Here is a 23,397-nt window from a genome sequence, read left to right as displayed (position 1 = left end):
CATCTCCCCCATCTCCCCACTCCCCTGCTTAAAATTTTGGGAGACACTGCATTGCCAGGGTTCCACTACAATAAAATAGTCACACACCTGACTTCTGGAGTTCCGGCAGTGGGCTTATTTGATGATTTGAGTCGGTTTCTAGAAAACCGTTTAGAAGAATTCTTGCGTAATAATCCACATTTGGAGTTAGAGGCGCTGTTAGAGCAGCTGCGGCAGCAAGAGGAAGATACTTTAAAGTTGATTGCAGATTTACAAGTACAAGAAAAGCGATCGCAAGAGGAAATTTTGTCCACCGCTCAAGAAATTCAGCGTTGGCACATCCGCGTGCAAAAGGCACAGAATGCAAATAGACAGGATTTAGCAGCAGCCGCGCAAGAGAGAGAAGCAGCCCTATTGCGTGAAGGAAATCAGCGCTGGGGACACATGCAAGGGTTGAAAGAACGCATAGATCAATCTCAAGAACTATTGGGGAAAATTCAGGTGCGACGACAAGAGGTACAAGCTAAAGCCGCTGAAGCCCAGACAGCCCGTGCTAAAGCTCAAACCCAGCAGCGCTTAGAAACCAACGGCTGGTGGAATCCAGCTAGCAGTTATTCCAGTGGATTTGATGACTTAGAAGACAAGTTTCGCCGCTGGGAAACCCAAGACGAGTTAGAGCAGATGAAGCGTAATATGGGGAAATAATCTGTTTTTAGTAAACAGTAATGGGCGATCGCTCTCTAAATTGTTCGTTAAATTACTGTTTACCAATAGTATTGAACGCTCTAAAAATTATTTTTAATGGTATTTTTCTAGATTTTAGATTATCAGCCTTTAAAAACTGAATTATTGAGATTTTATTTATTTTTTTAATTAAGCTTTGATTCTTTGATAAATTTAACTTAAGCTGATTTTCATAGCTTTTTTCTGTGTATCTATTCGGTATTTTTTGTGATTGCCGCAGTATTCCCTAGACGTTCCAAATGAGAACTGAGGCATGGAATATAGTATATTTTTGGATGTTTTAGCTAGCTTACAAAAACTATTTGTAGGTTACATACCAGCCGCCGTTTTAGGTAGTTTCATCGGATATTTAATAGGCATCAATGGCACAATATATCAGGTGTTAAAGCGGATATTTGAAATCCCACATAGTATCCCTCCCATAGCCCTACTACCCATTACGCTCATAGTGTTTAGAGAGAGCGAACCTGCAACCATAGTCATAATTTTTATTGGCACTCTCTGGTCAACAATCATTAATATGGCAATAGGTATGCAGCATTTTCGCCGACAGAATAATAACTTTAGAGCAGCTATTTTTCATACATTTCATACTTTGAAAGTTGGCATTTGGGTAGCTTGGTTTACAGTTATTGCCGCAGAAATGTTGATCGGCCCAAGAGGACTTGGTTTTCTCCTCTGGGAGGCTTATAAAGCTGGCAATATTAATTACATCATCCAGATGCTACTTTACATTCTTATTATTGGTAGTCTAATGGATCAATTGTTAGATTTAGCAGGCAATCTTCTCTCGCAGATTGCCTCTGATGGTAAAAAATCCTCTTAAAAAGTAGATAGGTCGTAGGGTGCGTTATGGACGGAACGTCCTAACGCACCATCAGAAATTTGCGGTGCGTTATTCATTAAACAGAGTTAAATTTTAATCGATAAAAATTATCTCGCCTTGCGGATAGCACCCTGCCAGTTAATAGTTTGTTTTGCGGAACGTCCTGCTAAGGAGCGAGTTGCTACCACTTTAATATCGACGTTGACACCAGCGTTAAGGGCATCGGCAGGAATTTTCAACTTACCTAAAGCGAGAATATAACGGTTATAGTCGCGGGTTACAAGTTCGGCGGGAATGTCCCCTTCATATTCAGTTGTGTAGTCCGAGAAACCACGAGAGTCATCTCGCGCCCGAAACTTTACTCGAAACTGAGTCTGAATTACGTCAGACTTGGCAGCTAAATCAACTATTTTCAAATTAAGGTTTTGTCCTGCATCAGCAAATTCTGACACAGCTAGCCGCGTCACATCTTTTTGAGAAATTGCATGATTAACAGTAAACGTAGTCAAGTTAGCCTCGCTTTTGCTACTACCATCAACCCACAAATCATCAGGGAAAGTAACTTCCACTTGCTTGCTGTCATTTAAACTCACTGTTACAGTTTGATTGCCAAAGCTGGCAATAGGTTCTCTCTCTTGCCAAACCACTCGAACACTCTCTTCCAAACGCTGTTCAAATTCTTGATATTCATCGGCAATGACAGAACCAGGGGCAAGTAAAGCAGTTGCCCCCTGACGAAAATTCCACTTGTTCTTGGAGAGGTTGAATTGTTTGCCTGTCAATTCGGAAACTGTCAGCTTAAGGGTTGGAGTATCCGCTACCAAAGGTTCTTTGCTGTTAACAATACTCAAAATTCCTAAGCGCCCTTGCTTACCATCGCTACCATCGCTACCGTCGCGCCCATCGCTGCCAGGATAGCACCTATAGCGCTTCTTAGTACATTTATGGTCGGGGCTTCCAGGAGTACCTTTACAGGTTTCCACTTCCCAACTCCGCCTGCGACAGTTACAACCTGCTGTGCCATTGCCACCCCGACCGCCTCTTCCGCCTTCTCCTGGCGTGGCACGGACGAGAATGTTTCGTAAGTCTGCCAAATTTGTGTAATAGGCGGTGAGGGAACCACCATTGCCCCCATCTCCTCCTTTACCGCCATTGCCACCAGCACCGCCATCTGCTGCATTGATGTCATGGTCTACGTTATCACGTTGGCGATCGCAGTTTGGTCTATAACCACGTTCGCCGTCTTCCCCATCCTCACCATCCTCACCAGACAAGTCAAGATTTACTGGCGAACTATTGACAAAAATATTTTGGTTCTCGCCGTCACGACCATTTCTACCAGACCTTCCATCATCGCCTTTGCGACCATCTATGCCATATTCCCTACTTGCTAATTTGTATTTTTCAGAGGCAACTGCTGGACATAAAACCGAGCCTGACGCAGGCAAAAAGCTAGTAGATAAGCAGAATATTAACAGTAATGGCAGCTTACTCCCAAAACCTTTTTCCATTTGGGTAAATCTAGATTATTTTAATTACCGATGACGATAAATTACGACGATTTGCTCCCTATTATCAAGTAGTCAATGATACTGAGGCTTTCTAATAAATTCAAATGGTTACTTTTATGTATTACGGATGCGATCGCATCCCTGGACACGTCATTAATGTTACGTTAATTATTTGAGAACATTCTTATAAGAGTGACTACGAATTCACAAAAACTACTGTATTAATAACTACTTATCTACCAGGAGCAAGCAAGATGGGATTCACTGATGATATTGTTAAGGTATCCGAACAAGTGCGTAAACGAGCCGATCAAGTGGTTGGTGAAGAATCTACCAAGATGTCACTGATTGTTCCTTTTTTAAGCGCTCTTGGCTACGATGTTTATGACCCTAGTGAAGTAATGCCAGAATATGTAGCAGACTTTGCTGAAAGAAGAGCGCGGCAGCTTGAAAAGGTAGATTATGCTCTAGCTATTAACGGTAATATAGTTATGCTCGTAGAAGCAAAAGCTAGAGGTCAAAAAGCTGAAGTACATGATGGGCAACTTAGCCGTTATTTTAATGCTCTTGTAACAACAAAAGTGAACCTCAAGATCCTCAAGAATCAAAAATAGTCACAACAGCTGAAGAAATCACAGCTTTTGAAAAAATTAAAGCTATTACGCAAACCTCAAAAAGCTGCAATTTTGAAATTAAATATAAAGACACTGCTTCCTATTTTGGTATAAATCTTGGTAAAACTACCTGGTGGTTTTTGCGGCTGTATTTGTCTTCGCAGAAAAAAAGTATTATTACTCGGCTAAGTACAGATGAAGTCAAATCCCTAGCACCAAATTTTGAAGTGCAGGAAGTAACAGCTTCATTAGGGGATGCAGCGTCAAAAATAATCATTACCTCTGTGACTGATATTGATAAGCTTGCATCACTGATTCTCAAGTGTTATGAAGCAGAAGCAGCCAAGCACCAAACAATAAAAAAATCAGCTTAAATGATTACTTGACATTGTTAGTAATTTCCATAAAAAAGTGGTTCTGTTGTCTACAGAACCACTAACTCTTTTGCACAAATTTTATAACTTAGCGAGCCGTACCTTGAGCGGGAACAGCATCAATTGGTTTCATCAAGTATAGCCGCAGCAATTGCCAGCCATGCGAGACGTAAATAGGTAGCTTCTGGAAGAATTGCAAGAATTTGGGAGTGTTGGAATTGGAAATTGCTGTCAACTTCTCGTTATTCTTGACACATACATCTAACCGTTGATAAAACTTTGGATTATCTACATCCAGCATCAACGGGAACACTCGACCTGCGGTTTCGTTGGTCTTCTTAATTACATAGATGTCGTATTCTCGCGCATCTAGTCCAAGGGTGGCATAAAAGTCTTTGCGCTGAATGTCATTGAGATACATCGTTGCAAATACCGACAACAAAAAGAAGCGACTCCATAGCCTAGCTTTCCAGTCATTCAATATTTGTGGCTGGGCTTTCATCACGGCATCAAAGAAATCACCGTGACGGTTTTCATCTTGACACCAGTTTTCAAAGAACCGGAAGATTGGATAAACTCTGTCTTCTGGATGTGCTTCGAGGTGACGATAAATGGTGATATAGCGCCAATAACCGATTTTTTCGGAAAGATAAGTAGCGTAGAAGATGAATTTCGGCTTAAAGAAGGTATAAGCGCGGCTCTTAGTCAAAAACCCTAAATCCAAGGACATATTGAAGTCTGACAGAGCTTTATTTAAAAAGCCAGCATGACGCGCTTCATCCCGTGACATCAAGTTGAAGCATTCTGCCAAAACGGGGCTTTTATCCTTCAAACGACGGCCGAGTTCTTTATACAGCAAAAATCCAGAGAATTCTGCCGTACAAGAACGTTCTAGAAATTCTATGAATAACTGGCGAGTTTCGCCGTCAATATGATCCCAGGATTGGTCAAACTCGGCATCCCGAACGAAGTGATGGCGGTTGTAGTCGGTGCGAAACTCTTCCAAAATGGCTCTTAACTCGTCTTCATTAACGGAGATGTCCATCCGCGCCATTTCATCAAAATCGGTAGTATAAAACCGGGGTGTTAACAGGGTTTCTTTTGCCGGGACTTTAATCCCCGGCCGCATTTCTTCAAAGCCTGGTTTTTTGAGGGAATCTACCATGTCTTGATTGCTCTTTTGCCTTTATTATCTTGAGTACACCAGAATAAAGCTACTGGTAATGCTCTCACACGGTGCAGCAGCTGACAATAATTTATTTGTATAAAGTTCAGTCTACCAAGGTGTAGCCAGGAAACTGTTACGTAAAACGTTAAGAGTTGCAACAAGACATCAATAATTTGCGGAATCGAGAATCGAGAATTGGTAGCCAACTCTAGAACGAAGCATTAAAGTTGAAAGATGATGTATATCCCACAGATCGATCTGCTGAGTTGAGGAGTGACAGATAAACCGCAACAAAGAACTCTTGAGCACACTCAATCTTACACGAGTTCAACGGGCTTGACTTTGACCTCTCTCCTGCCCAAAGATTTCAAACACCTACTAATTTAGCTGTTTTTAGTTGTTGCCTCTTTTGTGGAGGAAAGGGAGGCTATTAAGGAGAGGTTCGATGTCGGTGAAGCTGATAGAAACAAAACACCATTAAAAAATCATCTTAGATAACAAGAGCAAATCCAAAAGGTTGAAAACAAGATGAATCTTGAAAACAATCAGCATAAAGACCGTATTCTTGTCTCTTACATCTTGTGTGCAGTTGGGTTTATGGGTATAGGAGGGCTGCACCGTTTATACAACGGCAAGATAGGCACAGGTTTGTTATGGCTGTGTACTGGAGGTTTGTTATACGTAGGACAGTTCGTCGATCTGTTCCTCGTCTCTAATATGGTTGACGATTACGAACTGAACCTGAGAGCAAAAGCAGGTCTATCTCCCTTGGGTGTACCCTTGAATAAAGCTGCGATCGCTACTCAAGTCTACCGCCCCACTGGCAACCAACTCATGGTTAAACTAATTGAAGTAGCGGAAACTAGAGGTGGTAGCTTGACTGTAACTCAAGGCGTGAAAGCAACAGGAGCTAGTTTTGCTGAAATAGAAGCTACTCTTAAGGAAATGTATAAATCAGGTTACGTAAAAATAGATAACGACCCCATCACTGGAGCCGTCACCTATCACTTCCACGACCTTTAAAGTCGTAGAGACGCGATACCAGTCGCTACAACGGGGAGCCACTGCGTTGGGCGGCTTTGCCGACTTGAAGCAAGTGGCGTGGGAACCCCCCTTCGGGTGACGCTCGCAGGCTCGCTAACGCTGCGCTAACACAGTTGCCCGCGGAGGGAAACCCTCCCCGAAGTCGCCTCAACGGGGGTTCCCCCCGCACAGCGCTTCTCTCCGCAGCACTGATTCACCGCAACGCGCTGGCTCATTAATCGCGTCTGTTTATTCTCCGCGTCCTTATCATCCCCCGTCTTCATTCAACAACTAATTTCTACCCAGCCACTTTTGACCGTTTAAGCGCTGCGTTATGCCATATATCAGTAAGTCGAGTGTAATTTTGCGCTCATCGATGAGGAATGACTCAAGAGTACTAGGTCTTTTGCCTTCATTACAGGAAAATGCCTTTTTCCCTTGAATGTCTTCATCGGGGAAATATAGGTTGAAGTTGTGTACACCATTTTGCCAACTGCCAACCACTTGCCAGCATTCTTCAGCTGATTGGAAGCCAACGACGGGAACCTTCTGTTTTGCAAAAGATAATTGTAAATCTTTTACTCCTTGGTCAGCGATCGCCTTTTGCAAAGCTGGCAAATAGTCTTGCTGGATGAACTCTACAAATGGTTTGTCTTCAACAGAGGGGGCTTTCTCCTTTTTAGCTTTAGCTGCGGGTTTTTCCTCTGCGTCAGCTTTTTCTTCGCCAGCGGGTTTATCTGCTTTTGCGGCTTTAGCTGCGGGTTTTTCCCCTGCGTCGGATTTTTCTTCGCCAGCGGGTTTATCTGCTTTTGCGGCTTTAGCTGCGGCGGGTTTTTCTTGCTTGGGGGATGCAGCAGCTGGCTTAGCAGCATTGGGGTTAGTTTCTGGGTTTACTGCTTTGGGGTCTGGCGCGTTGGCAGTAGGAATATCTGTCGCTTCGGGTGAGTCTGTACTAGGAGCGTGTTCTTCAGCGACACTGGGAGCCTGCTTATCAACAGTGCTGGGAGCCACTTCGCCAGCTTCATTATGATTTTGTTCTTCTGCCATTGCTCAGGTCAATCCTTAATTTAGCTTTCACAGCGATCGCTCACCGTTAAGTAGTAAGTTACCTTTATTTTGACATTAGTCAATGGTCAACAGTCAACGACTTTGCCCTCTTGACTAATGGTCTGCCAAGGAAACTTTGCTTGGTTAAAAATTCTCTCCGTCCCCATATCCCCGCGTCTCCCGAAGTTTGCTCAACGGGGGGAACCCCCGCACGCAACTTCTCTCCGTGTCAGCCTTAACCCAGCAATTTTGGGTTGGTCAAGTACTAGGAGGCGATCGCTTCCTTAATATCTCTTAGCAATTCATCCATTTTTAATTGGGTTGTATTCCAGGAACACATAAAACGTACTCCTCCCACCCCGATAAAGGTATAAAATTGCCAGTTCTTAGTTTTTAAGCTTTGAATCACGTGCTCAGGTAATTTGACAAAAACGGCGTTTGCTTCTCGCGGAAACATCATTTCAACACCATCTATATTTAATAATTGATTTTCTAAATATTCAGCACATTGATTGGCATGTCGGGCATTTTTTAACCACGCGCCAGTTTCTAACAAACCTAACCAAGGAGCTGAAATAAATCGCATTTTTGATGCTAACTGACCTGCTTGCTTGCATCGATAATCAAAATCTTCTGCTAATGTTTTGTTAAAGAAGAGAATCGCTTCACCTAATGCCATCCCATTTTTAGTACCGCAAAAACATAAGACATCTACACCACTTTTCCAGGTAATTTCTGCGGGGCTTTTATTCATAGCAGCAACTGCATTTGCAAAGCGAGCGCCGTCCATATGAATTTTTAAGTTATATTTTCGCGCGATTTCTTTTATTCCCACAAGTTCTTCAATAGAATATAAAGTTCCTAATTCAGTTGCTTGGGTAATGCTAATCACTTTCGGCTTCGGATAATGAATATCAGCCCGCCTAGTTACAATTGCTTCTATAGCCTGTAGTGTTAATTTACCATTTTCCCCTTTAGCAAGTAATAGTTTAGAGCCATTAGAAGCAAATTCCGGTGCGCCGCATTCATCTGTTTCTATGTGGGCTGTTTCATGACAAATCACACTGTGATATGACTGACAAAGGGCGGCTAACGATAAAGAATTAGCTGCTGTACCGTTAAAGGTAAAAAATACTTCGCAATCAATTTCAAAGAGTTCTCGAAAATAATCTGTTGCTTTTTGAGTCCATTCATCATTGCCATAAGCTGGCGCGCTACCTTGATTAGCTTGAATCATGTACTCGAATGCTTCCGGACAAATACCAGAGCAATTATCACTGGCAAACTGTTCTGATTGGTTACTCATAATCTCTAGTTTTGTACAATTAACAAAATATTAGTTAATAAGCTTGGCAGTAGTTCTAACTTAAAGGTAATACCAGGATGATAAGGTGTTTTTGGGGAACACTAAGTAAAAAACTACTGACGAAGGAGTTGATGATGCGGCTGAGTATAATTGACGAAAAATTGCAGATAGAATTTACATGGCAAGAGCAACTACTGGCTGTTCGCTTTCATAAACTTTGGGAAATACCGCTTACCCATATCCAACAAGTTACAATCGCCGAACCTCAAAGCAATTGGAAAGAATTGCGTGCCCCTGGTAGCTTTATTCCTGGATTAATTAAAGCTGGGACTTATTATACAAACCGAGGCAAAGAATTTTGGTATGTGAATAGAGAAACAAATTATTTAACCATTGATCTACAAGATGAATCCTATCAGCGGATTATCTTGACTATTAACAACAATGAATTTTGGCAGCAAAGACTTAATGAGGCGATCGCAACATAATTTTTCAAACAAAATCTATCTGAAAATATAGGGGCACAAAACAGTGCCCCTAATAACAATTATTGAAGATTTATTTAGTATAGCCTCACACCCTTTAAGCCAATTGCGATACAGCAACTGGGTTTTTACTCAGCACTCAGCACTTTGCTACATCAGCCTCCAGCGACAGCAGGCACAATACTAACTTCATCGCCATCTTTGAGGGCTGTATCTGTACCCTCTAAAAAGCGAATATCTTCGCTGTTGAGATACAAATTCAGAAAACGGCGTGGCTTACCCTCTTCATCACACAACCGTCCTTTAATCCCAGGAAAGTTAGTTTCTAAGGAGTCTAAAAGTTCGGCAATGGTAGTACCGCTACATTCGAGGGTAGCTTGGTTATTAGTAAAATTCTGAAGCGCAGTAGGAACTAAAACTGTTACAGACATAGTTAGTTGTTAGTAGTCAATTGTCAGTTGTCAGTTGTCAGTTGTCAGTTGTCATTTACTACTGACTAATGATTAAACGAGAACTTGTTGCCATTCCAAGCGATCGAGTGTACGAGAACGCTCAAGGGCACGTTCAAAACTATCGAGTTTGGCATCAATAGTCAAGGGTTCGCCAATGTAGCCTTGTACGGCTTCTTGGGTTTTCAGACCATTGCCAGTGATGTAAACCACGGTAGTTTCATCGGGATCGATCTTGCCAGCTTCTACCAGTTTTTTCAGCACGGCAACAGTTGTACCACCAGCTGTTTCTGTGAAGATGCCTTCGGTTTCTGCCAACAGCTTGATTCCTTCGATAATTTCAGCGTCATTAACTGATTCAATATTACCGCCAGTTTTCTTAGCGATTTCAACAGCATAAATTCCGTCTGCTGGATTGCCGATCGCAATCGATTTCGCAATTGTATTCGGTTTCACTGGCTTAATAAAGTCGCGGTCTTGTTTAAATGCTTCGGCGATGGGAGAACAACCTTCAGCTTGCGCGCCGCTGAAACGCACATTCTTGCCTTCTACCAAACCGACTTCGACAAATTCCTGGAAGCCTTTGTGGATTTTGGTAAATAGCGAACCAGAAGCTAGAGGAGCAACAATATGATCTGGTAATTGCCAACCCAGCTGTTCGGCAACTTCAAAGCCTAGAGTTTTGGAACCTTCCGAGTAGTATGGACGCAAATTGATATTGACAAATCCCCAACCATGTGTATTAGCAACTTCCGAACAGAGACGATTTACCTGATCGTAATTGCCTTTGACTGCCATCAAGGTGGGACTGTAGATCAAGCTACCCAGAATCTTACCTGCTTCTAAATCTGCGGGGATGAACACACAGCAATCTAAACCTGCGTGAGCTGCGATCGCCGCTGTAGAATTTGCCAAGTTACCTGTACTAGCGCAAGAAACAGTAGTAAAACCCAATTCCCGCGCGCGGGTGAGGGCAACAGACACCACCCGATCCTTGAAGCTGAGGGTGGGCATGTTGACGGCATCATTTTTAATATAAAGCTTGTTTAAACCCAGGCGACGCGCAAGACGGTGGGAACGAACCAACGGAGTCATACCAGTTCCCACATCAATTACATTGTCAGTTGCAACAGGCAAAAAAGGACGGTAACGCCAAATGGAATTTGGCCCAGCTTGAATTTTTTCACGAGTGACGGTGCGACGTAGAGCGCTGTAATCATACAAGACTTCCAACGGCCCAAAGCATAACTCACAAACATTGCTGGCTTTGAGTTCGTATTCTGCACCACATTCCTTACACTTCAAGGATTTAAAGGTAGCGGTGGTTGCTGAATTGTGTATGGTTGTCGCCTGAGTCATAAATCTCGCTTTCCCTGTTTGTCCGTCTACTGTCCGAAGCATACTAACACGAGCAAAAATACTAGTCAAACATACCCGATAAAATTTGTCGGGTTTGATTTACTGAAACAAAATCTCAGCGTACATCAAGATAATTGCTTGATGTATTGGCAATAGTACAGAACAAGCTTTCTCTACAGAAGAAGATTTTTTTTGTACTGATATACATAATTAATACTAAGCACTTAAGTATGTATAATTAAATTTCCTGACTCAACTCCAGTTTGAGTAATTCTGTATAAAATATTTTTATTTTATGAGTATGGTACTTAAGCAGCAATACCATTTTTTCTAAAAATAAATTTATTTTAATACCAGTAATTAAACTGTTTTAAATTCTCCGATCTTCGTTTTAAGGTTCTACTATTAGATTCTTGATTTGAAAAAATCACCAGTTTAAGGCTTAGTAACTAAAAACTTTTAGAACCTAAGTTAGTAGAGCGCAATTAGATGTTGCGTACTGCGAAAAATACCGAAAAAACAGCTATATATTGACAGTTTCAAGCAATAATTCCTGCTGCGAAACAAGTTTTTTTGTGTCTGATTGTCTTCAATCCTCACCCCGTATTTGAGACATCAGGCAAATTATGCGTTTTATTTCTGTTGACAGCATCAAGATAACAGTCTACTGAGCAACTACACTAATGCAATGAAATTTCCGAAGCAATCTACCAAAAGTAAACAATTTAATTTTTACCGTTGTTTAGTAGCAACAACATTATTAGCTAATGGAATTTTCCAACTTGTAGCGCCTGTATTAGCTGATGGTACAACTGCTGGTCAATCTATTAGCAACACAGCAACTGCGACCTATGAAGATCCCAATAGTCCGGGAACAACAATAAATTCTACCTCTAATACAGTCGTTGTGACTGTAGCAGAAGTTGCTGGTATTACTGTCTCGGCATCAGGTGTCGAAGATAGCAACGGTGGTAGTGTTGGAGTTGGTGATTTACTAATATATACCTACACTCTGACAAACGTAGGTAACGACCCCACCCAATTCCGGATTCCTAACTTAGCTACAACAACTGGGCCGGGTACAGTTTCTGGTACATTGCCTGGTGGTACAGCTAATAACTTGCAATACAGCACCGACGGTGGTAAGACTTGGCAAAATATCACTAGCACTGAAGTATTCACACCCTCGGTTTCGCCTGGCGGTACTGTATTGGTACGCGTGCCAGTCACCGTACAGGCAGGCGCTCAAACCAATGACGTAATTACCGTTACCCTTGGTAATACTCCTGGTAATGCTCAAAACCAACTGCGGAATCCCGATGGTGGCGACGTTTATACCGCTGATAACCCTGATGGTACTCCTGGTGAAGTAGCTGGTTTGCCTGTCAACGGTACGCGAGAAGCTAGCGCCACTGCTCAAATTAAGGTTGGTTCTACTGCTAAGACTTACACCTTAGCAACAATTCTGAAGACTCGCAGTACTTACAACAATGCTGGCACAGCTCAAATTACAGATGACAAACTCACTTACGATTTGAGTTTACGAGTTGAGTCCAACGACCCAACAGGACAAGGTATTACTCCAGCACCGCTAGTAGGTACAAGCATTAACGTTGATGGTACGGCTGCCACCTACATATTGGTCTCAGATGCAATACCTGCGGGTACAGATTTAGTAGTTGCACCAACTCCTCCTCCTGGGTGGCAAGCAGTTTACACCACTGACCCAGTTACAACTGATGCCAATACAGCTAATTGGAAAACTTTCCCTTTAAAAGGTGCTGACACTCTTGGTAGTGTCACCCGCGTTGGTTTTATCAATTTGCCATCTTCGATTACTTCTGTTGCTCCTGGTGTAACAGTTAGTGGCTTTTCGATTCAGATAGTTGTTGAACCTGGTGCAACTTCACCTTTGACCGTTGCTAACATCGCTCAATTATTTGGTCAAACCCCCGGTACTAACGCCCCAGTATACGACGAATCCGGCGACCAAAATCCTAGCAACTACGACGGCTCTCCAGGCAGTATGACACCACCTCCAGGTACAGATACCAATAATGATGGGATTCCCGATACTCTACCGCCTACCAGCGTTGATGACGGCTACATTAATAACCCAACCAGTCCAGAAACAGGAACCGACCCAAGTAACAACAACAGTGGTACTGGTACAGGTGGTGAGGCAAACACTTTCGTAATACAAACACCTGTTGCCTCGGCAATACTCAACGGGCCGCAGAATGCACCAGATGCTGTAGGCCCATCAGGTCTAACCAATGATGACTTCACTAATAAATCTTCTCTCGTTCCTGCTGGTACACCCCCTGGTACTAAGCTTGACCCAGCAGCGGTTGGATTTACTAACACAATTAAAAACAATGGTACTAGTACTGGCACTATTACGCTAACGCCAACTAAACCAACTAATGCCAACGATTTACCTGATGGTACAAAGGTGACAGTTACTTATGGTGGTCAGTCTGCTGTCTATACCTACAATAAAGGAACAGGAACCTTTACAACTGCCAGTACACCAATTTCCATCCCCAACGTTGCTGCTGGTGCAACTATTAATTATGGTGTAGAAGTCGATTTGCCAGCCAACACATCTCTGTCAACCGATACCATCCCAGACTATGCAGGCGACCAAGAATTTGGCTATCCAGTTTATATAACTGCCTCTATTGATACGAATGGAGATGGTACAGCTGATAGTCAAAATATCACTATCGATCGCGTATACACTGGCTATTTGAAACTGGTGAAACTGTCACGAGTTTTACAAGGAACCGGGCCAGCAGTTGGTACAGGTCAAGGTGACTTTGAGTCTACACCAGCTTCCAATGGCATCGATCCCAATGCCAACGTTGCTGATGTACCAAGAACACCTGCTCCTGGAAACATGATTGAGTACCAGATTCGATACAAAAATATTTCTGACCCTCAAGCTGGCAGCGGTAACGTAATTTTAAATGCTGACAAAGTTGTGATTGTTGAAGACGGCACAACCGCTGATGATACTCCTGCTGGTTCTAACAATTGGGCACTAGACAACGATAAAAATGGTCTCATCGATACCAGCAATATTGTCGGTTCGGCTAAAGATTCTGGGGCTGCAACCATCCAATTCTACAGCGGTAATAACCCAGCTAACACTTCTGGTATTGACCAAACTGGAACCACAGTGACTACCGATGTCACGAAGTATGTAGACACCGTTACTGGCAAAGTTGCGCCAGGCGAGCTGAGAACATTTACCTTCCAACGCAAGGTTAATTAAGTAGTTTCCGCAAATTTGTAGAGGTTATGCAGATGAAAGGTGTTTCTATTGCAAGTATAGGAGCGATCGCTCTAATTGCCACAGTTTCAACAGTCAGCCAGATACCAGGAGTGCCTTCTTTATGGCAGTCGAAAAGTGCAACTGCCCAAAATATCAAAAGTCAACCGCAAATACAATTGCGCTTGGAAGCAGAAAAGCAAGTAGTGGTCAAAGATCGCCAGGGCAAGCAAAGCAAGAATTGGCAACCTCTGAAAGGTCAAGCTGTGGTACAGCCAGGAGATGTGCTGCGCTATACCTTGACTAGTGAAAATAAGAGCGATCGCCCAGTCAAGAATTTGACTCTCAATCAACCCATTTCCAAACAAATGGTATACGTGCTGAAGTCTGTAAGTGTAACTAATGATGCCAAAATTACTTATAGCATTGATGGCGGACGCAGTTTCGTAGAAAATCCCACTGTTAAAGTCACCCTCCCTAACGGCAAAGTGGAAACTCAACCAGCACCAGCCAGTGCTTATACTAACATCCGCTTACAGGTTCCATTAGTGGCGGTGAAAACAACGCTCAAAGCAACTTATCAAACCCAAGTGCGCTGATTTACGCCATAAGTGATTCTCAGTTGTATTCAACACGAAATATAAACCTCACCTCCAACCCCCTTCCCTAATAGAGAAGGGGAGTAAGGCAATTTAGCATCTATGTATTTTCACATTTTTAAAAGTGCTTTTATTAACAAAAAAAAAGATATTTCAGAGGAGATAAGTTCAGCGCTCCATGCTGAAAAACAAAAGCAGAATAATTTTATTGGTAGCTTGTGTCAACGACTAACAGCAGTAGTTTTGCTGGGAAGTATGTTGTATACTACCACACCGACGACAGCACAGGCGCAACAGGCTGAAAGTCCAGTTGCAGCTCAACCTCTATTAAACCTCACTAATCAAGCTACCTATACTTATACAAATCCTGCCACTGATGCTCCATATCAAGGAATTTCTAGTCAAATTAATTTGACTCCGAACCTATTAGTTGACCCATTAGGGCGCATTTTAGGCTGTGCGGGCGCAGTTTTACCTGACTATACAGGTTTTTCAGTTGGCATATACGAACCATTACCTAACGACCCAACGAAAACAGAATTAGGACAATTGGTTTCTCTAACTCGCACAGAGTTGCCGGATGTTCCTAATAACAACATTCCTGGCGGCAAAACGCCAAATATAGAGAATAGTAACCCTTACTTCATTACGAATAATCAGGCTGGGATCTATAACTTTCTACTCGATCCGAATAAGGGTCAAACCACTCCAGGTAAAACCTACATTTTTGTAGTTAATCCCCCACAGAATTCTATCTATCAGCAAAGGCGGATCGAGATTCAAATTATTGATAATACTGATACGAGTAATAACGGTGTTATCCGGTATACTGCTTCTGCTTTAGATGGTCAACCAATCAATCTTCAAGGTGAAACCAAGGTAGAGGGCAAACTTGTTTTGGTTCCCAATGCAGAATTAGTGGGACTGGACTTATTTACCTTTGAATTCACCACAAATATGTGTCAAGCAACTCAGGTGCAACTCGTCAAAACAGGCGATCGCGCTACTGCTGCACCTGGAGATACAGTTATCTACCGCTTGTCGGTGAGAAATTTAGCTGATGCTGATTTGAACAATGTCACTGTCACCGACACTTTACCTTTAGGATTCAACTTTTTAGCTAAATCTGTGCGAGGAGAAATAAATGGTCAGTTAGTCACCGTTAACTCCGAACGCAATGGCAACACAGTGACATTTCGCACAAATACAAATATTCCCATTGGAAAAGTTCTAAATGTTGCCTACGCTGCACAGCTAACGAATGATTCGCAACGCGGTACTGGTCGTAATAGTGCGATCGTCAATGCACTACGAGCTGACAACCGCTTCAGTATCAAAGACGGCCCGGCAACCCACCAATTAAAAATTAGATCGGGAATTCTTTCTGACTGCGGCACAATCATTGGTCGCGTGTTTATTGATAAGAACTTTGATGGCGAACAGCAAGCTGGAGAACCAGGAGTCCCCAATGCGGTGATTTATCTAGAAGACGGCAACCGCATTACCACAGATCCCAATGGTTTGTTCTCTGTAGCCAATGTCTTACCAGGAAGTCACACAGGCGTATTAGACCTTAGCAGCATCCCTGGCTACACCTTAGCTCCCAACCGAAAATTCCGCGAACGCAACAGCCAATCTCGCCTAGTGCGTTTAGAGCCTAGTGGCTTGGTACGTATGAACTTTGCAGTCACCCCCACCTCCCAGGAGCAAGTCAAGAAATGAAACCCAGACTGCACCGTGCAACTACTTTGAATTTGAAGTTGATGGGGGCGATGGCAGGAGCCTTGAGCGTTGTTTTGTATGCAGCTATAGCCCATGCCGAAGCCACAGACACTCCACTTGCGCCAAATCAAACTGAGACTAACTCCGCAAATACAACACAACTTCAGATAGTGAAATCCCAACAAGCTGTCACGTTTCCAGCAACTGGGATGAAAGAGGTACAAGAGAAGTTCGTACCAAATTTTCTGAGCGCTGGGGAGGCTATTCAAGTCACTTCAGCAATTGAGACAACAGCACAGAATCAGAAATTTGTACCATCTAGTGCTGAAGAGGCTGTGCCAGTAACTCCAACAACACCGAGCAATTCTTTGAATCTTCGGCATCCTGCAAACCCAATAGAATCATTTCAACCAGCAACTGATACGCTCTTACCAAGAGGCTTAAGAAAAATAGCACAAAGAACTGAGGAAAATTTCTCGCCCCAGACTACTACCACAACTGAAATACAACCTTTTCAACCTGAAACTGCTACCGAGTTGCCTAGAGGCTTACGCAAAATAGCAGCAACAGAAAGCAGGGGTGAAGGGCGTAGAGAGACGATAAGTGCCGATGCTGCTTCCCCAACTGCAACAATACAAATCCTCAGTCCAACTCCTGAGAGCGTGATGGATGTACCAGCTACTACAGTGAAGGTGCAATTTCCTGCTGGAAGTCAAATAGAATTGCGGCTGAATGGGATATTGGTAGATCCTTCTTTAGTAGGACAAACAGAAACTGATGCCAGCACTAACTTAGTAACGCAGACTTGGTACGGTGTCTCTTTACAAGCAGGTGAGAACACCATTTCTGCACAGGTAGTAGGAAAGTCGGAACCTGCTGTGACGGTGCGGGTAGTAGTCACAGGAGCGCCACAGCAATTAACAGTAGAAACAGTTGAGTCTCGGATTTCGGCTGATGGACGTTCGACAGCTACAGTCCGGGGTCAACTGATTGATAGTAAGGGCAATCGCTCTAACCGAGATGCTGTTGTCACCCTTATACCTACTGCTGGAGAGTTTGTCGAAAAAGACTTCAAACCCGACCAACCGGGATTTCAGGTAGAAGCACGCAACGGACAATTCACTGCTACTTTACGCTCTGATTTAAAAGCGCAAACTGTGCGAATTCGGGCAATAGCTAATGATTTAGAAGCTTTTACCCAACTGCAATTTGAAACAGCACTGCGTCCCAGTTTGGTAACTGGGGTAGTAGATTTACGTTTAGGTGCGAGAGGCACAGATTATTACGGTAGTTTCCGTGATTTTCTGCGTCCTGACAAAGATACCAGAACGCAATTAGATTTTCATTCAGCGGTGTTTGCGACTGGTGCGATCGGGGAGTGGTTGTTTACAGGTGCATACAATAGTTCTCGCAATCTGAACGAAGATTGTAACTGCGATAATCGTCTATTTAGAACTTACCAATTCAACGAGCAAAATTATCCCGTTTACGGCGATAGTTCTAAGGTTGATGTTGTCACTCCTTCCATTGACAGCGTATTTGTGCGTTTTGAGCGTTCGACTGGTATCCCCGGAACTGCGCCTGATTATGCTATGTGGGGCGACTATGACACTGAAGAATTTGCCCGTTCTTCGCAGCAATTTACTTCTATTACCCGCCAACTCCACGGTTTTAAAGCTAACTATAACCTGGGGAATGTTCAAATTACGGGATTCTATGGAAATCATCTAGAAGGTTTTCAACGCGATACCATTCCTCCTGATGGCACTAGTGGCTATTATTTCCTCTCCCGTCGGATACTCGTTCCAGGCAGTGAAAATGTCTTCATTGAGTTAGAAGAACTTAATCGCCCCGGTACAGTGCTGCAACGCAAACAGCTAAACCGAGGGCCAGACTACGAAATCGATTACGATCGCGGTACTTTATTATTCCGCGAACCGATTCTTCGCACTGATATCGATGAAGTCGGACAAGTATTGGTACGTCGGATTGTAGTTACTTATCAATACGATAATCAAGAATCTGACAGCAATATCTTTGCCGGTCGCGTACAATACAACCTTTCTCGCACTCTCAACCAGGAAAGTTGGTTAGGAGCGACTTATGTCCAAGAAAATCAGGGGGTGCGTGACTTTCAACTCTACGGTGCGGATGCTTTGATTGCTTTAGGTGACAAGGGCAAGTTAATTGCAGAATATGCCCATTCCACTAATGATTCTGACGTGATGGGAAACGTTAGTGGTGAGGCTTATCGCTTGGAAGCTGAGGGACGGATTACCAATGGCATTCAAGGTCGTGCCTATTATCGCTATGCCGATACAGGTTTTGCGAATAATGCCACTGTCAGCTTTGTACCAGGACAAACTCGTTATGGAGCGCAGCTTACAGGAAGACTGACCTCAACTACTAATGCACGAGTGCAATACGACCATGAAGACAACTTTGGTATTGCTCCTCAACCCTTAGATACCTTTGAAGAACTATTTGCACCGCGTTCTGAGGCGATACCTGGGAGCCAAGTCGATAACTCGCTAACGACAATTTCGGCTGGAATTCAACAACGTTTGGGTAAAGCTACTGTTGATGTGGATTGGATTCATCGTGACAGAGAAGACCGCATTCCGACTAATGCTCTTAGTAGTAGTTCGGATCAATTGCGATCGCGTTTTACTTACGCCCTCGCCAAAAACCTGACTTTCCAAGCCCAAAACGAACTCACCTTATCTTCTCAAGAAGATAGCGTCTACCCAGACCGTACCATCTTGGGGTTGAATTGGGCGGCAATCCCTGGTATCAACATCAGTCTTGCCCAACAGTTTTACACTAGCGGTCAGTTTGAGGGTAATTCCATCACCAGCTTAAGTGTCAACGGCGAACACAAACTTGGTTCAGATACTACTTTGACTGGCCGTTACACAATTTTAGGAGGTGCAAATCAACTTACTACTCAAGGAGCCATTGGTTTAAATAACCGCTGGACTCTTGCTCCTGGTTTGCGGCTGAATTTGGCTTACGAACACGTATTTGGTAACTTCTTCGGGCGGACGGCAGCAGGTCAGCAATATGCCCAACCCTTCGCTGTTGGTCAATCAGCTTCTGCGATCGGTTTTGATAGTGGTGATAGCTACAGCGTTGGGCTGGAATACATTGATAATCCGCAGTTCCAAGCCAGCGCTCGTTACGAGCATCGTACTTCTTCTGGTGGTTCTAATACTGTTATTTCAGCAGCCGCTACAGGTAAGATTTCCCCTGCTCTCACCGCCTTGGTACGCTATCAACAGGCAAACTCTTCTAATCAAAAGCTTTCGGGATTGGGAGATACAGTTAATCTCAAAGTGGGTTTAGCCTACCGCGACCCCAACGATGATAAATTTAATGCTTTGTTGCGTTATGAATATCGTCAAAATCCAGCAACTATACCTGATACTATCCTTTTAGGTAGTGGTACGGGGTCTGAAGACCATACTTTTGCTTTAGAAGCTATCTACGCCCCCAACTGGCAATGGGAATTCTACGGCAAATATGCCCTACGTAACAGTACTTCTTACTTGGCTAACGATTTAGCAGGTACTAGTACGGTAAATTTGGCACAATTGCGAGCTACCTATCGCTTAGGATACAGCATGGATTTAGTGGGTGAAGCTCGTTGGATTGGTCAATCTAACTATACAGAGACAGGCTTTGTTGTAGAAACAGGTTATTACCTAACTCCTAACTTGCGCCTTGCTGCGGGATATGTGTTTGGGAAAGTCGATGACCGAGATTTTTCGGGTACGCGTTCCGCAGGCGGCCCTTATTTGGGTTTAACCTTGAAACTTAACGAATTGTTTGATGGTTTTGGACAGCAAAAAATTCCACCACCACAACGACAAGAATCCACAACCTTGGTAAATAGACTCAAGAATGCAACGTTGGCTAGAGAGTCGGCAATCAAACCATGAAATCTTTATTTAGGTATTTGAGAGCGATCGCCACTATGAATATAAATGCAGATGGTAGATTTTACCTGACTTTGGGCAAACTCAAAGCGGGCGATCGCTCAATTAAAACAGCTAATGGAACCTCTAAACCTGCTGTAAATACCCCGATAGATTTGTTTGTTCTCCTTAATTAGTAGTTGCTAAATGCAGAAACCACCTATGAACATCAGGATGAAACGTCCATTCTCAAGCAGCTATAAAGGAAAATTACTAGGTAGCTTTGCCTTTGTTCTATGCATTTTAGGACAAGGAATACAACCTAGCTGGGCTGAGGGAAGCAAAGAATTAGTCGCCGATGGTGGATATAGACCTTACTTAGAATGGGCAAATACAACTACTGCGGGTATTACCAGACAAACAACACTCCAAGTTTACGTCCAAGCAGGAGAAATTGTTAATCTTGGTTCTAGTGTCCCTACAAGTGCTAATGGAACTAAAGATATTGTCTACAGCAGTCCCTTTGGGGGTCAAAATGGGTCTTGTGATGTTCTAGCCTCTGGCTTTGGCTTGATTGATACTGTTGCTAAAGAATCAGCTGGCCCTCTACCAAACGCAGGTGGGTACACCCCTTGTAGTTTCACTGCTACAGAAACTGGTATTTACAAAGTAGAGTTTCATGCCCCAAATACAACTAACAATCCCCCACCTAGAACTACAACTGCGGCATTTCCTACAGATGGCAGCCAAAATGCGGGGGTGGCTGCTTGGGATATTACAGTTAAAGATAGTAGCAACAATACCAAAAAAGGGCGGGTATTTACTAACTACATTGCTATGAATATGGGGGCAAATGCTAGTGGAAGCACTCCCATAGCACTCAACTCCAAGCTTTATATTCAAACCAAAGATGGGTATCGGTACGAAACCGATATGAATGGGGTCGATCCCTTTGGCTTCATCTTTTTTGCTAACAGTCGTGGATATCTTGACAAAACGAATAACAGCACTCTTTACCATTCTGCCGGCGGTGCTACTGATAATAATCTTAACTTTGCTGGCAATGTGCGAGTTCAAGATCCGACTGTTGCCGATACTGCAACGGACATTACGCACTTGGTTTTTTTCAACCGACCTGATACCGCAACGCTTAGTTATTTGGGGATTGATACACAAGCAAGCATACCGACACCACCTACTAATTTTCAATTCACTGGAAAAAATGGGGGAAGCGGTAATCAAACTTATGTTGGGGTAGGGGGTTACTTTAGTTTTGATTCTAGTTCTAGCGGTAGCTATCAAATCATCATCGACACCAATAATGATGGTATTTATGACCCTAGTTCCGATAGGGTGCTACAAAACATACTGTCTTTTGGTTCTAATGTAGTCTCTTGGGATGGCAAAGATGCTAGTGGAACGGATGTACAACCCCTACCAAGTAATGCACCTTACAAGGCTCAAATCATAACAAGGGCAGGCGAATATCACTTTCCTATGTTAGATGCTGAGAATAATCCTCTGGGGTTCAGAATTACGATGGAAAACCCCCCTGCCGCATTTCCTAGTCTTACAGATCAAAATGGACAGCAGATTAGCTCTACGACAGTTTATTACAACGATAATAATTACACTACTGCTAATGCAACATCAATTAATCTAAATGGTACGGGAGCTACTAATCCTCGTAATGCTGCTAGAGGGATCAATAGTGCAACGGGAGAGCATGAGTTTAGTAGCAACTACGGAGATTTTAAGGGGATAGACACCTGGACATACTTTCCCAGTCAAGCAGTACTGACTCCCTTAGTAATTACTACAAACAAGCAGGCCAATGTTAAAGGAACTAAGTCTGTTCGCTTCTTGAATGACAATGATGGTAGCGGTACGGTGACTGTGGGCGATAACATCGAATACACCATCACTTATTCCAACCTCAACCCAGGTAACAGTGACGCAATTAATTTTGTTGTTAAGGATTCCTTGCCTTCGCAGTTAACTTATGTAAGTGCAGCAATTACTGCTGCGACTGCGGGGAATAATATCACTCTCAATTCCAGTTACAACGGTTCTGGTGCTGTTACCAATTCTGGTACTTTGCGTGTAGGCGACACCATCACCATTAAAATTACTGCCACAATTAACAATGCCAATGGCAGCAATCCCATTAGTAACCAAGCAAATGCTACCTTCAACACTCCAGATAATCCTTCAGGAACAGTTGGCACTGTATTCACAGATGCAGACTCTGCTGGTGCTACTACTAATCCACCTACTTTAGGTAATTATTTCTTACAAACTGCTGACGATGGTGTGAACTTAGGTAACGATCCTAGTAAAACAGGGGATGATGACCCTACTTTATTCACAGCATTAAATGTTGTCAGTTCTAATCCTCAAATGCTGTTAATTAAACGCATCACTCGGATTAATAATCAAGATTTAACTGACATTGTGGATGGTCGTAGTGATGTTTCTGCTACTGCTACTAACTACGTACCAGCACCCTATGATGCTGATGATAACGATGCCAAATGGCCTGCTAGTTACTTACGGGGATTAATTAATGCTGGCACTGTCAAACCAGGGGATGAAGTTGAATACACTATCTACTTCCTCTCTAAAGGTCAAGGTAATGCAACGAATGTCAAACTCTGTGATTTAGTCCCTAGTAATACTACTTTTATTCCCACTGCATTTAATGGTATGACTCCTAATGATGGTGGTTTAGTAGGAGCAGACCAAGGTATTGCTTTGGCTGTTGGTTCTAATACACCTACAGTTTACTTGAGCAATGTAGCAGATGGCAGCGATCGCGGACGTTTTTATCTTGCTAACGATTCAACCACACCATCATCCTGCGGTGCTAACACGAATGGGGCAGTAGTGGTAAATATTACACGAAGTCCAGATTTGCCCAACCTACCCCCAGCAACTAACCCTGGTACACCTGCTAATTCTTATGGATTTATTCGCTTCCGCGCCAAAGTGAAATAG

The 23,397-nt window shown here is 43.2% G+C and carries 18 protein-coding genes; 12 read left to right on the top strand and 6 right to left on the bottom strand.

Going from position 1 to position 23,397, the window contains the following annotated elements; all coding sequences use genetic code 11:
• The first annotated feature begins 108 nt into the window (after positions 1-108).
• Positions 109-684 carry a TIGR04376 family protein gene (locus tag I8752_RS09860; RefSeq protein ID WP_214432133.1) on the top strand — a complete coding sequence of 192 codons (576 nt, stop codon included), beginning with the start codon at positions 109-111 and terminating at the stop codon, positions 682-684.
• 292 nt (positions 685-976) lie between these two features.
• On the top strand, positions 977-1,549 hold the full coding sequence (locus I8752_RS09855; protein WP_214432126.1) for an ABC transporter permease: 573 nt from the start codon (positions 977-979) through the stop codon (positions 1,547-1,549).
• A gap of 107 nt (positions 1,550-1,656) precedes the next feature.
• Here I8752_RS09855 and I8752_RS09850 read toward each other — a convergent pair whose 3' ends face one another.
• Positions 1,657-3,060, bottom strand: coding sequence for a collagen-like protein (locus I8752_RS09850; protein WP_214432125.1), 1,404 nt, complete (start codon positions 3,058-3,060; stop codon positions 1,657-1,659).
• A gap of 254 nt (positions 3,061-3,314) precedes the next feature.
• Here I8752_RS09850 and I8752_RS37270 point away from each other — a divergent pair, with 254 nt between their 5' ends.
• Positions 3,315-3,674 (top strand): hypothetical protein, encoded by a 360-nt coding sequence (locus tag I8752_RS37270; protein ID WP_225895558.1) that lies wholly within the window; start codon positions 3,315-3,317, stop codon positions 3,672-3,674.
• Between the two features lie 152 nt (positions 3,675-3,826).
• The gene (locus tag I8752_RS37265; protein WP_225895557.1) at positions 3,827-4,048 is read left to right on the top strand and encodes a hypothetical protein; all 222 of its coding nucleotides are present in this window, start codon (positions 3,827-3,829) and stop codon (positions 4,046-4,048) included.
• An 88-nt stretch (positions 4,049-4,136) separates the two neighbouring features.
• Here the strand turns inward: I8752_RS37265 and acsF are convergent, their stop codons facing one another.
• Positions 4,137-5,213, bottom strand: coding sequence for a magnesium-protoporphyrin IX monomethyl ester (oxidative) cyclase (gene acsF / locus I8752_RS09840; protein WP_214432124.1), 1,077 nt, complete (start codon positions 5,211-5,213; stop codon positions 4,137-4,139).
• A gap of 531 nt (positions 5,214-5,744) precedes the next feature.
• Between acsF and I8752_RS09835 the strand changes: the two genes are divergently transcribed.
• Positions 5,745-6,239 (top strand): TM2 domain-containing protein, encoded by a 495-nt coding sequence (locus I8752_RS09835; protein WP_214432123.1) that lies wholly within the window; start codon positions 5,745-5,747, stop codon positions 6,237-6,239.
• A 291-nt stretch (positions 6,240-6,530) separates the two neighbouring features.
• Here I8752_RS09835 and I8752_RS09830 read toward each other — a convergent pair whose 3' ends face one another.
• Together I8752_RS09830 and I8752_RS09825 are read right to left on the bottom strand one after the other, a co-directional pair.
• Positions 6,531-7,286, bottom strand: coding sequence for a DUF2996 domain-containing protein (locus I8752_RS09830; RefSeq protein WP_214432122.1), 756 nt, complete (start codon positions 7,284-7,286; stop codon positions 6,531-6,533).
• A gap of 265 nt (positions 7,287-7,551) precedes the next feature.
• The gene (locus I8752_RS09825) at positions 7,552-8,592 is read right to left on the bottom strand and encodes a threonine aldolase family protein (RefSeq protein WP_214432121.1); all 1,041 of its coding nucleotides are present in this window, start codon (positions 8,590-8,592) and stop codon (positions 7,552-7,554) included.
• A 134-nt stretch (positions 8,593-8,726) separates the two neighbouring features.
• Between I8752_RS09825 and I8752_RS09820 the strand changes: the two genes are divergently transcribed.
• A complete protein-coding gene (locus I8752_RS09820) occupies positions 8,727-9,080 on the top strand; it encodes a hypothetical protein (RefSeq protein ID WP_214432132.1) in 354 nt (117 codons plus the stop codon).
• A gap of 152 nt (positions 9,081-9,232) precedes the next feature.
• On the opposite strand, the gene I8752_RS09815 is transcribed toward I8752_RS09820, so the two are convergent.
• Both I8752_RS09815 and thrC read right to left on the bottom strand, forming a co-directional pair.
• Positions 9,233-9,508: a MoaD/ThiS family protein gene (locus tag I8752_RS09815; protein ID WP_214432120.1), complete on the bottom strand. Its 276-nt coding sequence runs from the start codon at positions 9,506-9,508 to the stop codon at positions 9,233-9,235.
• Between the two features lie 72 nt (positions 9,509-9,580).
• Positions 9,581-10,885, bottom strand: coding sequence for a threonine synthase (gene thrC, locus I8752_RS09810; RefSeq protein ID WP_214432131.1), 1,305 nt, complete (start codon positions 10,883-10,885; stop codon positions 9,581-9,583).
• Positions 10,886-11,573: 688 nt separating this feature from the next.
• On the opposite strand from thrC, the gene I8752_RS09805 reads away from it, so the two are divergent.
• From I8752_RS09805 to I8752_RS09780, 6 genes are all read left to right on the top strand, one after another.
• Complete coding sequence (locus tag I8752_RS09805) at positions 11,574-14,165, top strand: beta strand repeat-containing protein (protein ID WP_214432119.1); 2,592 nt, start codon at positions 11,574-11,576, stop codon at positions 14,163-14,165.
• Between the two features lie 32 nt (positions 14,166-14,197).
• Positions 14,198-14,761: a DUF11 domain-containing protein gene (locus I8752_RS09800; protein WP_214432118.1), complete on the top strand. Its 564-nt coding sequence runs from the start codon at positions 14,198-14,200 to the stop codon at positions 14,759-14,761.
• A 255-nt stretch (positions 14,762-15,016) separates the two neighbouring features.
• The gene (locus I8752_RS09795; protein ID WP_225895563.1) at positions 15,017-16,483 is read left to right on the top strand and encodes a DUF11 domain-containing protein; all 1,467 of its coding nucleotides are present in this window, start codon (positions 15,017-15,019) and stop codon (positions 16,481-16,483) included.
• On the top strand, positions 16,480-20,424 hold the full coding sequence (locus I8752_RS09790) for a TonB-dependent receptor (protein ID WP_214432116.1): 3,945 nt from the start codon (positions 16,480-16,482) through the stop codon (positions 20,422-20,424). The genes I8752_RS09795 and I8752_RS09790 overlap by 4 nt, the downstream gene beginning before the upstream one ends.
• The gene (locus I8752_RS09785; protein WP_214432115.1) at positions 20,421-20,597 is read left to right on the top strand and encodes a hypothetical protein; all 177 of its coding nucleotides are present in this window, start codon (positions 20,421-20,423) and stop codon (positions 20,595-20,597) included. Before I8752_RS09790 ends, I8752_RS09785 begins: the two co-directional genes overlap by 4 nt.
• A gap of 10 nt (positions 20,598-20,607) precedes the next feature.
• Positions 20,608-23,397, top strand: a complete 2,790-nt coding sequence (locus tag I8752_RS09780; protein WP_225895556.1) for a DUF11 domain-containing protein — start codon at positions 20,608-20,610, stop codon at positions 23,395-23,397.

It is taken from the genome of Dendronalium phyllosphericum CENA369 (genome assembly GCF_016056275.1).
In the GTDB taxonomy this organism is placed as follows: Bacteria; Cyanobacteriota; Cyanobacteriia; order Cyanobacteriales; family Nostocaceae; genus Dendronalium; species Dendronalium phyllosphericum.
The sequence above is the reverse complement of the archived record's forward strand: the minus strand, read 5'-3'. Positions and strand labels throughout refer to the sequence as shown.